At 57.6% G+C, this 12,091-nt stretch carries 13 protein-coding genes and 1 pseudogene; 9 read left to right on the top strand and 5 right to left on the bottom strand.

Going from position 1 to position 12,091, the window contains the following annotated elements:
* Positions 1-55: 55 nt before the first annotated feature.
* Together ACTIEN_RS20955 and thyX are read right to left on the bottom strand one after the other, a co-directional pair.
* On the bottom strand, positions 56-286 hold the full coding sequence (locus ACTIEN_RS20955; protein ID WP_439525093.1) for a DUF4917 family protein: 231 nt from the start codon (positions 284-286) through the stop codon (positions 56-58).
* The gene (gene thyX / locus ACTIEN_RS20950) at positions 249-1,187 is read right to left on the bottom strand and encodes an FAD-dependent thymidylate synthase (protein ID WP_439525092.1); all 939 of its coding nucleotides are present in this window, start codon (positions 1,185-1,187) and stop codon (positions 249-251) included. The genes ACTIEN_RS20955 and thyX overlap by 38 nt, the downstream gene beginning before the upstream one ends.
* Positions 1,188-1,400: 213 nt before the next feature.
* On the opposite strand from thyX, the gene ACTIEN_RS20945 reads away from it, so the two are divergent.
* The 4 genes from ACTIEN_RS20945 (at position 1,401) to ACTIEN_RS20930 (ending at position 5,114) form a co-directional block, all read left to right on the top strand.
* Entirely contained in the window at positions 1,401-2,534 is a 1,134-nt protein-coding gene (locus ACTIEN_RS20945) for a hypothetical protein (protein WP_439525091.1), read from the top strand.
* 2 nt (positions 2,535-2,536) lie between these two features.
* On the top strand, positions 2,537-3,901 hold the full coding sequence (locus ACTIEN_RS20940; protein WP_439525090.1) for a tetratricopeptide repeat protein: 1,365 nt from the start codon (positions 2,537-2,539) through the stop codon (positions 3,899-3,901).
* Positions 3,902-3,970: 69 nt separating this feature from the next.
* Positions 3,971-4,399, top strand: coding sequence for a VOC family protein (locus ACTIEN_RS20935; RefSeq protein ID WP_439525089.1), 429 nt, complete (start codon positions 3,971-3,973; stop codon positions 4,397-4,399).
* Between the two features lie 4 nt (positions 4,400-4,403).
* Positions 4,404-5,114: a DUF1194 domain-containing protein gene (locus tag ACTIEN_RS20930; RefSeq protein WP_439525088.1), complete on the top strand. Its 711-nt coding sequence runs from the start codon at positions 4,404-4,406 to the stop codon at positions 5,112-5,114.
* A gap of 3 nt (positions 5,115-5,117) precedes the next feature.
* On the opposite strand, the gene ACTIEN_RS20925 is transcribed toward ACTIEN_RS20930, so the two are convergent.
* Genes ACTIEN_RS20925 through ACTIEN_RS20915 form a run of 3 tightly spaced genes read right to left on the bottom strand, consistent with a single transcriptional unit; the run spans position 5,118 to position 6,349 of the window.
* Positions 5,118-5,615 carry a MarR family winged helix-turn-helix transcriptional regulator gene (locus tag ACTIEN_RS20925; RefSeq protein WP_439525087.1) on the bottom strand — a complete coding sequence of 166 codons (498 nt, stop codon included), beginning with the start codon at positions 5,613-5,615 and terminating at the stop codon, positions 5,118-5,120.
* Positions 5,616-5,672: 57 nt separating this feature from the next.
* Positions 5,673-5,960, bottom strand: a complete 288-nt coding sequence (locus ACTIEN_RS20920; protein WP_439525086.1) for a succinate dehydrogenase assembly factor 2 — start codon at positions 5,958-5,960, stop codon at positions 5,673-5,675.
* On the bottom strand, positions 5,957-6,349 hold the full coding sequence (locus tag ACTIEN_RS20915) for a helix-turn-helix domain-containing protein (RefSeq protein WP_439525085.1): 393 nt from the start codon (positions 6,347-6,349) through the stop codon (positions 5,957-5,959). The genes ACTIEN_RS20920 and ACTIEN_RS20915 overlap by 4 nt, the downstream gene beginning before the upstream one ends.
* Positions 6,350-6,434: 85 nt before the next feature.
* Here ACTIEN_RS20915 and ACTIEN_RS20910 point away from each other — a divergent pair, with 85 nt between their 5' ends.
* From ACTIEN_RS20910 to ACTIEN_RS20890, 5 genes and pseudogenes are all read left to right on the top strand, one after another.
* Complete coding sequence (locus ACTIEN_RS20910) at positions 6,435-7,637, top strand: pyridoxal phosphate-dependent aminotransferase (RefSeq protein ID WP_439525084.1); 1,203 nt, start codon at positions 6,435-6,437, stop codon at positions 7,635-7,637.
* Between the two features lie 137 nt (positions 7,638-7,774).
* Positions 7,775-8,188 carry a hypothetical protein gene (locus ACTIEN_RS20905; RefSeq protein ID WP_439525083.1) on the top strand — a complete coding sequence of 138 codons (414 nt, stop codon included), beginning with the start codon at positions 7,775-7,777 and terminating at the stop codon, positions 8,186-8,188.
* 73 nt (positions 8,189-8,261) lie between these two features.
* Positions 8,262-10,220, top strand: coding sequence for a DNA topoisomerase IV subunit B (gene parE, locus ACTIEN_RS20900; RefSeq protein WP_439525082.1), 1,959 nt, complete (start codon positions 8,262-8,264; stop codon positions 10,218-10,220).
* Positions 10,217-10,618, top strand: coding sequence for a hypothetical protein (locus ACTIEN_RS20895; RefSeq protein ID WP_439525081.1), 402 nt, complete (start codon positions 10,217-10,219; stop codon positions 10,616-10,618). The genes parE and ACTIEN_RS20895 overlap by 4 nt, the downstream gene beginning before the upstream one ends.
* Positions 10,619-10,659: 41 nt before the next feature.
* A pseudogene (locus ACTIEN_RS20890) lies at positions 10,660-11,750 on the top strand (IS630 family transposase).
* The last annotated feature ends 341 nt before the right edge of the window (positions 11,751-12,091 follow it).

The following is a 12,091-nucleotide window of genomic DNA, read 5'->3' as shown; positions in this document are numbered from 1 at the left end:
CGGAACGTCTCATGCCAAGAATGTGGCACATCAAGCCGCCGATGGGAATCTTGTGTCAGGTGGTGAACACTAGAGCCTTAATTGCGATCTCAAAATCGGTAGTGTCTAATCTTTCAAAGACCTTTGGCAGGTTTGGGTTACTCGTAAAATCTGCATTCTTAAACAAGGAGCCATAGGTGAAAATGGATGGTTTCAGCGCAATACTAAAACCATTACCCAACAGCAGGTGGCGCTTACTAAATTTTGAACTATTGTCCAGTGCCTGTTGAAATGTCAGAGTTTCCATTCACCAGTCCTTCAAATTCCCGCCATTCCCCCTTGGACATGCCCGAATTCTCCTGTGTCACAGTCTCACCTTTCAACATTCGCCGCACACAATCAAGGGCTGTAGACGATAGTGTCGCACCCCCCATGCGGTAATCCTCGAAGGCGCGGTAGGCGAAGGGGACCCAGTCGGCGACGACTTTGCAAATCTCGTCGGCGTAAACCCTTATTTCATACTGCGCGTGCGAATCTGCGCGCAGTCGGAGGAAATGGAGCAGGTTGTGCAGATCGACCTTCCAATACCATTGCGTGTAGATATTCGCGGGCAGGTTTATCCGGGCCAGTTCGCGGGCCAGCCCCTGTTGGCCGTCTTGGCTGATCATCTCTTCGTAGTGATCGTAGCAGCGCATCGCGTCCTCGCGCAGATAGCGCAGCACGCGGTCCGCCTCTTCACCTTCCAACGCCTCGCCACGCCCCTGGTTGTTCACCACCGACTGCGCGTTCAGGTGGTCCGGCGCGGGGATATAGAATTCCCGATCCAGGATCGAATACCGGGCCGAATATTCGTTGACGTTGGCCGTACGGTGCCGAATCCACTGCCGCGCGACAAACACGGGCAGTTTGACGTGCAGCTTGATCTCGCACATCTCGAACGGCGTCGAATGCCAGTGCCGCATCAGGTAGCGGATCAGCCCTTCGTCGTTCTGCACCGATTTCGTGCCCTTGCCATACGACACACGCGCCGCCTGACAGATTGCGGCATCGTCGCCCATGTAATCCACCACCCGGATAAATCCGTGGTCCAGCACCGGATAGGCGGTATACAGATGCGCCTCCATGCCGTCGCTGACCGCACGCAGCGTCTGTTGCGGCGCGCTGCGCTGTTCGGTGATTTCGGCCTCTTGTTCCGGCGACAGGGGCATGGCGAATCCTTTCCCACTAGGATGAGTCGTCAGCGACTATATCTCGGGGTCCGCGATGTAGGAACCACCAAGGATGGTATCTTGCATCTGCGCCTCAGTGTTTCGCTTTTTCACCCGATGCGCCGTGCTTGGCGTTGACTTTCAAACGTGCCTGCCGGATTTTCCAAGGCGAGGTCGCAAAACAGACCAGATCAAGCCGGGGCAGTACTTTCTATGACGCGCATTCTATTCCTGATTCTGTGTTTGGGCTTCGTGGCCGCTTGCGACAGCGGTGGAGGCGACGTTCTTCAGCAGCCCACTGACGAAGCGACCGATCCGGGCACAGGCAACGGAGGTGAAGATGAAACTCCGATCGACAGCGATCGCGGCACACCCGAACTGCCCCCCGGCACAACCAGCCCGACCCCCAATTCCCAGATTGTGCGCCGCGAGGCCCGCGACGACGAGGGCGGTGGGTACGCGACAAATATCGAATACAGAAATGACGAAGGTCAGGATGAATTCTTCGTAGACAACCTCGCCTTTGACGGGAACAACATATACACCCGTGGCGATCCGGTGACCGGCGTGGCACAGATCGGCCCATTCGCCGTTTACGAAGGTGCAGAAGAAACATCGGACCCCGTAACCGGCGAGACACTGAGAACCTTCACCTACCGCGCGATGTATGGCCGCAGCATAAATGGCGCGACAGAGTTCGCCATTGTGCGATCGGGTGCCTATGTCGACTATGGCTTTGGCGGGTTCGTCTATCAGCGAAATGGCACGGACGACAACGGTAACGCGGTTCGTCTGGTCCTCCCCTCCGAGGGCGACGCGCGATACACCGGTGACTATGCAGGTCTGCGCGTGTTTTCGGGCCGCGCAGGTATCGAATATGTCGGCGGCGACGCCGAGTTGTTCATTGATTTCAAAGACTTCAACGACGGTCAACGCGGGGTCGCGCTTTTCGTCAACAACCGCAGACTGTACAACAGCCAGGGCGTCGAAGTTACACAGGCCTACCTTGACGCCCTGAACGAAAATGGCGGCGGCGACACGGGCGACACCACCTCGCCATCCCTCCTGATCTCCCGCGACGCTGATGGGAACCCTGTTCTGCCCCGGATCCGCCCCATTATTTCACCGGATGACGCGGATGCGAACGGCGAAATCGCGGCGGAGATCCGGGAAGTCGCTGAATTCGACGATGGCACAAGCGACATCATCGGCGAAGGAACCTATTACGCCATTATTTCAGGCGACAATGCAGAGGAAATCGTCGGCGTGCTCGTGATGTCGGGTGACGATCCACGCGTGAGCGGCACCACCTATCAGGAAACCGGCGGGTTTATCCTTTACAGATAATGATGACTTACTGGTATCGCCGATTGTCCCTTGGCGTTTGTGCTGCCGCCCTTGCAGTGACACAGGCCTCAGCGCAGGTAGTTCTGAATCCCGGTGACATGCGGGAATTGGCGGGCCAAGCCGCACTGCAAGGTCAGTCCGGTTTGGCTTTTGACCTGTCCGGCGCCTTGATCGGTCGGGATGATTCGGATCTCAATGCGCACCTCATCAGATCGCGCGCCGCGCGGGATCTCGGCCGCAACGACGATGCGCTTTTTCATGCCCGACGCGCCTGGGCATTATCCGGAGATGAACAAGAGAAATACGCCGCCGCACTGGCCATGGCGCAGGCGTTGTCGTCCTCCGGCCGACGGACGGCAGCACAATTGTGGCTGCGCCGGGCGATCCAGATCGCCCCGAATGATGCGCTGAAAGACCGCGCCGCAACGGATTTCAAATATGTGCGCCGCCAAAACCCATGGGCGAATGCGCTGCGGTTTTCGGTTTCTCCCAGTTCCAACATCAACAATGGCAGCCGCAACGAAACGTCAGAGCTTTTCGGCCTGCCTTTCGAATTTGCCCTTGAAGGGCAAGCGCGTGCCTTGTCCGGGGTCGAGGTTTCCACCGGGTTAAGTACACGTTATCGCGTTGTGGACTCGGACCGCAAACGTACAGACCTGCTTTTTGGCCTGTCCCATCGCACCTACGTCCTGTCGGAAGACGCCAAGGACATCGCGCCGGATGCGAACGGTTCGGATTTTGCCACCAGTTCGGTTTTTGTCGGCCTGCAGGAAAACTACACCCTGCCCAGCGGCAAGGCACAGCTTGGGTGGGACGCGCGATTGGGGCGCACTTGGTACGGTGGTGATCCGCTTTTGAACTACAACCGGATCGGTGCGAATTATCGACGGGCGGCAGGCAACCGCAGTCTGTTCAGCCTGTCGATCAGCCGTGAAGGACAGGATGGTCAGGGCACGCGCGACGACGCCACGATTTGGAGCGCGCAGTTCGGGTACGGGATGGCGCTTGGGAACGGCGATCAACTGTCCGTGTCGACCAGCTTTGTGGACTCGCAAAGCGACGCAGACTACCTTGATTACACCCAACGTGCGGTGTCGGCGCGATATAGTCTGGCCAAACCGATCGGGCCTGCACAACTGGAGTTTGGACTGACCCTGTCGGACAAACGTCACGAACGTTCAAGCCTGACGACCGATGGGCGCGATGAGCGCATGGTGGCAGCGACAATTACGGCGGTCCTGCCGGACATGGATTTTTATGGCTTCGTGCCGACCATCACGTTCAATGCAGAACGGACAAAGGCCAATATCGACCTCTATGAAACCGAGAATTTCGGCCTTCAGCTTGGGGTGCGCTCTGCCTTCTGAGGCACGGATTGCTCTCGACATCGCGGCGAATTGGCCTAGCCTCTTGGCGAACCAACACAAGAGGAAACTATGCCCCTTCGCTATCTACACACCATGGTCCGCGTGAAAGACCTTGACGCATCAATGAAATTTTACGGTTTGCTGGGTCTGAAAGAGACCCGCCGCATGGACAGTGAAAAAGGCCGCTTCACACTGATCTTCATGGCCCCAGAGGGCCAGGAGCAGTGCCCGGTCGAGCTTACTTATAATTGGGATGGCGACGAGGGGCTGCCTTCGGACAGCCGTCATTTCGGCCATCTCGCCTATCGCGTCGACAATATTTACGACCTGTGCCAACACCTGATGGACAATGGCGTCACGATCAATCGCCCGCCCCGCGACGGGCATATGGCGTTTGTGCGCTCGCCAGACAATATCTCGATCGAGCTGTTGCAAGACGGGGATGATCTGCCGCCGCAAGAACCCTGGGCCAGCATGGAAAACACCGGTCACTGGTAAAGCGATGTGGCGCTGGTGTGCAGCTTTGGGACTGACGATCTGGGCGGGGCTGACACAGACCGCTCAGGCACAGGCTCACTGCAGACTGGCGCTGGTTCTGGCGCTGGATGTGTCCTCCTCGGTCGATGCCGAAGAATATGTGCTGCAGCGCGACGGGTTGGCAGCGGCCTTGGATGATCCCTTGATCCGGTCTGCGATCCTTGACGGAACTGGCCATGTGGCGATCGCAATTTACGAATGGAGCGGTCGTCGTCAAAGCGCGATCCTCAGCAACTGGGTTGCGTTGATGGACAACAGCGCAATCGACAATGTGATCCAATCACTGAGGTCAGCACCGCGCAGTCATACGCGATTTCCGACGGCAATGGGATATGCGCTTGGCTTTGGGGCGACCTTGCTGGAAAGTGGGCCGGACTGTGATCGCAGGGTGATCGACCTGTCGGGTGATGGCGAAAACAACGATGGGTTTCCACCCCGCCTTGCCTATCGGAACTTTCCTTTCGCCAATGTCACGGTCAATGGTCTGGCCGTTCTCGGCGGGTCTCAGGATGTGCTTGACTACTTCCATCGAGAGGTGCGGTTTGGGTTTGGCGCATTTGTCGAAACGACCGAAGGCTATACAGGCTACCACGAAGCGATGACGCGCAAACTGTTCCGGGAATTGAACGATATGATTCTCGGAGCCCGGCCCGTGGAAAAGCACCAGCCAGGCTGATCCCTAGTAAATATACCGAATCTGGTCCGTCCAATAGCGTTCCATTCGGCGCAGCGTATCGCTCATATCGCCGAGGGTCGTGTGGTCGATCACCTTCTTGTTGATCAGCCCATCGGCATGGCGCGCAAACAAAGAAGAAATCAGATCACGGATTTCCCGCCCCCGCGCGGTCAGCCGGACCCGCACAGAGCGTCGGTCGATTTCGCAGCGTTGATGGTGCATATACCCCATATCCACCAGTTTTTTCAGGTTATAGCTGACATTGCTGCCCTGGTAGTAGCCGCGGGATTTCAATTCACCCGCCGTCACCTCGTTGTCACCGATATTGAACAGCAACAGCGCCTGAACGGCATTGATTTCGATGATTCCAACCCGTTCGAATTCGTCTTTGATCACATCCAGAAGCAGGCGGTGGAGCCGTTCCACCAGCGCCAGCGCTTCAAGATACCCGTCCAGGACGCCATCGGTGCGGCCCTGCTCAACAGATGCATGAATGCTCATTTCTATCTCCGCCTTATCGGTTGAGACAGAGCATCGGATATAATCCCGAATAATCAGTTAAGCTGGCCGAACTCTTTCAGATGAGCGTTGGTACGCCACCTTCGAGATGTCCGAAACCATGCCCTGCAAGGGGTCGGGTGGCGGTTTCTGACCGCTCACCCATTGATAGAGATCCTGATCATTTTCGGACAAGAGCGCCTCATAGCGGTCCAGCATGGCATCATCAAAGCCGGTCAACCTTTGTTCGGCGTAACGTGACAGGATGATGTCCATTTCCTTGATTCCGCGCCGCATGGACCGCATGGTCAGGCGTTTCAGCCGATGTTCCCGCAGTTCATCCGTCATGATTGAGGCACCATCAGACCACGCAGTCTTTTCTCGAGCCGTGCCAATTGTTCGGCTTTTGAATGAAGTTCGGACTTCATTTCCCGGATTTCAAGAATAATCTCCGTAAGATCAGACGGGAGGGGTTCGGCATCCGGGCTTTCAATGCCTTCACCTTCCCCGTTGATCAGCCACATCATCGAGACATTCAGCATCCCGGCCAGCATGGACAGACGATTGGCGCGCGGTTCGGCCACATCGTTTTCCCAGCTGCGCAGTGTGGTCTTCTTCACGCCCAACCGCTTGGCCAGAGACTCTTGAGTCATCCCCGCAGCCTCGCGAGCGGCGGTCATGCGATCGCCAAAGGTGGCAATTTCGGGGGCATACCAGTTCTGGTCGCTCTCGTTCATCATTTCTCCTTTCACGATCGTCGCTTGATCGTATTTCTACCACATCCTAAGACAGTCAGGTTGCAATCACAAACAGGGGTCCGCCATGCCGTTTCTGTCCGACACACTTGCCCGCGTGAGCCCGTCCCCAACGGTTGCTGTCACGCAAAAGGCGTTAGAGCTGAAAGCGGCTGGTCAGGATGTCATCGGGCTCGGCGCTGGTGAGCCTGACTTTGACACACCTGACAACATCAAGGCCGCCGCAATTGCGGCGATTGAAGCGGGAAAAACGAAGTACACTGCGGTTGATGGCATTCCCGAGGTGAAGCAGGCCATCTGCGCCAAGTTCAAGCGCGAGAACGATCTGGATTACACCCCGTCGCAAGTGGCGGTCTCAACAGGCGGCAAGCAGGTTCTATACAACGCGCTCATGGCGACGCTGAACCCCGGTGACGAGGTCATCATCCCGGCCCCTTATTGGGTCAGCTACCCTGACATGGTGCGTCTTGGCGGTGGCACACCGGTGATCGTGGAAACATCTCTGGAAGACGGGTTCCGCATGTCTCCGCAGGCGCTCGAAGCGGCCATCACACCCAACACCAAATGGTTCATCTTCAATTCACCGTCCAACCCGACCGGCGCAGGATATGGACACAACCAGTTGAAGGCGTTGACCGATGTCCTGATGCGTCATCCCCATGTCTGGGTCATGACCGACGACATGTATGAACATCTGGCCTATGACGGTTTTCAGTTCTGCACACCTGCACAGGTCGAACCGGGACTTTATGATCGGACTCTGACGGTCAACGGCGTGTCGAAATCCTATGCAATGACAGGTTGGCGGATCGGGTATGCGGCCGGGCCAGAGCCGCTGATTGCCGCGATGCGCAAGCTGCAGTCGCAATCCACGACGAACCCCTGTTCGATCAGCCAATGGGCAACGGTCGAAGCTCTGAACGGGCCGCAGGATTTCCTTGCGCAGCGCCGTGACGCCTTCCGCGTGAGGCGTGACCTTGTGGTCGCCGGGTTGAACGCGGCCGAAGGCATCACCTGCGCCGTGCCGGAGGGGGCGTTCTACGTTTACCCATCCATCGCAGGCTGCATCGGCAAGACAAGCGCAGGCGGGACACTGATCGACACGGACGAGGCGTTTGCAACCGCACTTCTGGAAGAACACGGCGTTGCAGTGGTCTTTGGCGCGGCTTTTGGCCTTAGCCCCTATTTCCGTGTCAGCTATGCCACCTCTGACGAGGCCCTGAGCGAAGCGTGTCGGCGCATACAGGTGTTCTGCGCAGCGCTCACTTGATGTAGGCAGGCGACGATCTGCAACCAGATGTGGTAAGTTGGCCCTAAATACGGTTAGTGTGACCCCAGGGATCGCCACAAACGGCGGTTCACCACATCGGCAGTAGCCACCGCGAAAGCACGAGTTGCGAGGTTTGTATGGCAGGCGATCTTCCTGACTACTATTTCCGGGTGCGCGAAAACGGCGCGCTCGTCTTTCGTGTCGATACGGAAAACCGTCAGCGCCGGATCGAGATGGATCAGATCGCCGTCGTGAACATTCGCAACGGCGAAGTAAAACCACATGGCGACCGAACCCTTTCGGACGCGGACATCGCGGTCATCCGGGACTGGATGGCAGAGCGACAGATCGTACTGGCCGAACGTGACATCGACGACATCCTGCGCACAGTTGATCACCTGAACCTGACCACGCAATGGGCCCAGTCCCGCGCCACCGAGGAACAGCTCGAAACCGTGACAGACTCGCTTCTTCTGGCGATGCACGACCTGCGCAGTGTCCTGGTGCGGCGCAAGGCAGACCGCCTGGTCAGTGACGAGAATCCCGGCTGACATACGCTGACGCTTCCCCCCTGCGCCATGCTCTGCCATAGTGGCGCAAAGCAACAAACACAGAGCAGCAGACATGGCCGAAGACCTCCTCTCCGGGCACGAACCGACCGACTATGATGCGTCCTCGATCGAGGTTCTGGAAGGGCTCGAACCCGTCCGAAAGCGCCCCGGTATGTATATCGGCGGCACCGATGAACGCGCGTTGCATCATCTTGTCGCCGAAGTTCTCGACAACTCCATGGACGAAGCGGTGGCGGGCCATGCCAACCGGATCGAGGTCGAGCTGCACGCGGATTACGCCGTCACGATCCGCGACAACGGGCGCGGCATCCCGATTGATCCACATCCGAAATTTCCCGGCAAATCCGCGCTTGAAGTGATCCTTTGCACCCTTCACGCGGGCGGCAAATTCGGCGGTAATGCCTATGAAACCTCGGGGGGGCTGCATGGCGTCGGCGCCTCTGTGGTGAACGCGCTGTCGGATTCGATGGTGGTGCAGGTTGCGCGCAACAAGGAGCTTTATGAACAGCGCTTTTCGCGCGGCGTGCCGCTTGGCCCGGTGGCCAAGGTGGGACAGGCCCCGAACCGGCGCGGCACAACCACAACCTTCCATGCCGATCCCGAGATTTTCGGAAGCCACACGTTCAAACCCGCGCGGCTGCTCAAGATGGTACGCTCCAAGGCTTATCTCTTTTCGGGGGTCGAGATTCGCTGGAAATCTGCAATCAACGATGGCGAAACCCCGACCGAGGCCACGTTCCACTTTCCCGGCGGCCTGAGCGACTACCTGACCGAAACGCTGGGCAGCGCCTCGACCTATGCCGAAAGGCCGTTTTCCGGCACGGTCGAGTTCCGCGAAAAGTTCAACGCGGCGGGCAAGGTGGAATGGGCGATCAACTGGACGCCGTCGCGCGACGGCTTCATCCAGTCCTATTGCAACACCGTCCCCACCCCCGAAGGCGGCACACATGAGGCCGGGTTCTGGGCGGCGATCCTCAAGGGCATCCGCGCCTTTGGCGAATTGTCCAACAACAAGAAGGCGGCACAGATCACACGCGATGACCTGATCACCGGCGGCTGCGCTCTGGTGTCCTGCTTTATCCGCGAACCGGAATTCGTGGGCCAGACCAAGGACCGTCTTGCCACAACCGAGGCACAACGATTGGTCGAGGGTGCTGTGCGCGACCATTTCGACAACTGGCTGGCGGCGGACACGAAATCCGCGGGCGCGATCCTTGATTTCCTTGTGCTGCGCGCCGAGGAACGGTTGCGGCGCAGGCAGGAAAAAGAGACCCAACGCAAGACGGCGACGAAGAAGCTGCGCCTGCCCGGCAAGCTGGTCGATTGTTCGTCCTCGGTGCGCGACGGGACAGAGTTGTTCATCGTCGAGGGCGACTCGGCTGGTGGATCAGCCAAGATGGCGCGGGATCGCAAGACACAGGCGCTCTTGCCGCTACGGGGGAAGATCCTGAACGTATTGGGGGCTGCCTCCTCTAAACTGGGGACCAATGCCGAGATCAGCGATCTGACACAGGCCTTGGGTGTGGGCCTCGGGACGAAGTTCAACGTGGACGATCTTCGTTACGATAAGATTATCATCATGACGGATGCGGATGTGGACGGAGCCCATATTGCCGCGCTTTTGATGACATTTTTCTTTACCCAGATGCGCCCGATGATCGACACCGGGCATCTCTACCTCGCCTGCCCGCCGCTTTACCGGCTGACACAGGGGGCCAAGCGGCTTTACGTCGCCGACGATGCCGAGAAAGAGCGGATGATGGAGACCGGCCTTGGTGGCAAAGGCAAGATCGAATTCCAGCGATTCAAGGGTCTGGGCGAAATGGACGCGAAGGATCTGAAAGAGACCACGATGGACCCGGCCTCGCGCAAGCTCATTCGTGTGACGATCGACGAGGACGAACCGGGCGAAACCGGCGATCTGGTGGAACGTCTGATGGGCAAGAAGCCGGAGCTGCGGTTCCAGTATATCCAGGAAAACGCGCGGTTTGTTGAGGAGTTGGATGTTTGAAAAATAGTGCAAGTGAAAGCGAAATACGAAAAGCGTTGACCGCAAAGAACCGCTTGTTTGAACGACTGCGTACGACAGCTTTCGGTATTGTGACAAACACTCTGGACGAGGAAAATATCGATTTCTTGCCAGTTCAATCCCGAGTGAAAACATTAGACAGCCTAATCGACAAGGTGAAACGCAAGTCTTACTCTTCTCCTCTAACCGACTGCACCGATATAGTTGCTTTGCGGGTTATCGTATTCCTAGAGCGAGACATTAAACGCGCCGCAGCTGCGATGAGAAAAGTATTCGACATTGATGAAAGTAAGTCTATCGACAAGACTGTACCGGAAAAAGCGGCAACAGTTGGATATCGTTCATTACACCTCATTTGTTCACTAGTGTTCCCCGCCTGACATAGGATTCCCATTTGCTTTGAGGCGTGTCATGTTGGGCTATGAGACGCGATGATACTTGCCTTTACCTGAACCCCGCCGACCGTGCTGAACTGCAGTCCCTGATTAAAAACCGGAACACTCCGCGCAAGCTTGTCTGGCGGGCCGAGATCATTCTGGCGACGGCGGATGGCCATGGCACACTTGAGATCATGCGGCGAGCGCACACATCGAAACCAACCGTCTGGCGTTGGCAGGAGCGCTACCTCGATGAGGGTATCGCCGGCCTGAAGCGTGACAAGACGAGACCATCGGGGTTGCCGCCTTTACCGAGCAAAACCCGGCTCAAAGTGATTGCCAAGACGGTGCAGGAAAGCCCGCCCAATGCCACCCACTGGAGCCGTTCGCTGATGGCTGAGGCGATTGGGATTTCGCCGTCGAGCGTGGGAAGGATTTGGGCGGACGCGGGGCCAAAGCCGCATCTGACGAAGCAATTCAAGGTTTCGAAAAACCCGGCTTTTGAAGAGAAAGTCACCGATATCGTTGGGCTTTATCTCGATCCGTCGGAAAGCGCCGTCGTGCTTTGAGTAGACGGAAAATCGCAGATACAGGCGCTTGACCGGACCCAGTTGGGTCTGCCGCTCAAGAAAGGCCGCGCGGGAACCATGACCCACGATTAAAAGCGCCACGGCACCACAACGCTGTTTGCTGCGCTCGACGTGAAATCCGGCATGGTGATCGGCGACTGCATGCCCCGCCACCGCGCCAAGGAATTTCTAAATTCCTGCGCCAGATCGACCGCGCCGTGACGGGCAAGCGCGAGGTGCATCTGGTGCTCGACAACTACGCCACCCACAAGACGCCCGAGGTGAAGGCTTGACTGGACAAACACCCGCGCTTCAAGCTCCACTTCACGCCCACCAGCGCGTCTTGGCTGAACCTGGTCGAACGGTTCTTCGCCGAAATCACGTCAAAGCAAATCCGGCGCGGAAGCTATTCCAGCGTCGATGACCTTGAGGCCGCAATCTACGATTACCTGCTCAACCACAACGCAAAGCCCAAACCCTTCGTCTGGGGCAAAACAGCAGACGATATACTCGCCCGAGAGCGCCGCGCACTGAATACCCTCGATGAAATCCGCGGAAACAGGTAACAAGTGTCAGACTCAGAGCACTCTCATGTTCGCCATTTCAAGGTCTCGACACGAGAATTTTTTCACTTGCTTGGGCAAGCGTTGCGTTCGAGTGGCTGCTCCTGGGCAAAGCAGGAGGCACGGTCAATGAAACGACGGTTGATCATGCTCTGATACGCGGGTTGGTTACCGCCGGACCTGATGCGTCGCGGAGCTGCCTCGGTCTAGGATCCAGCGTCGGATGTCGTTTCCGGCTGTTAGTGTTTGCGAGGGTTCTCCTGCCGTGATCGTGCCTCCAGCCTTACTCAGGCTCAGAGGGGTCATGGTCTGCCTGTTCCTCCGTTGCTCGGTCTGCCGAAGTT

The organism is Marivita sp. (genome assembly GCF_051859345.1).
Taxonomy (GTDB): Bacteria; Pseudomonadota; Alphaproteobacteria; order Rhodobacterales; family Rhodobacteraceae; genus Marivita.
The sequence above is the reverse complement of the archived record's forward strand: the minus strand, read 5'-3'. Positions and strand labels throughout refer to the sequence as shown.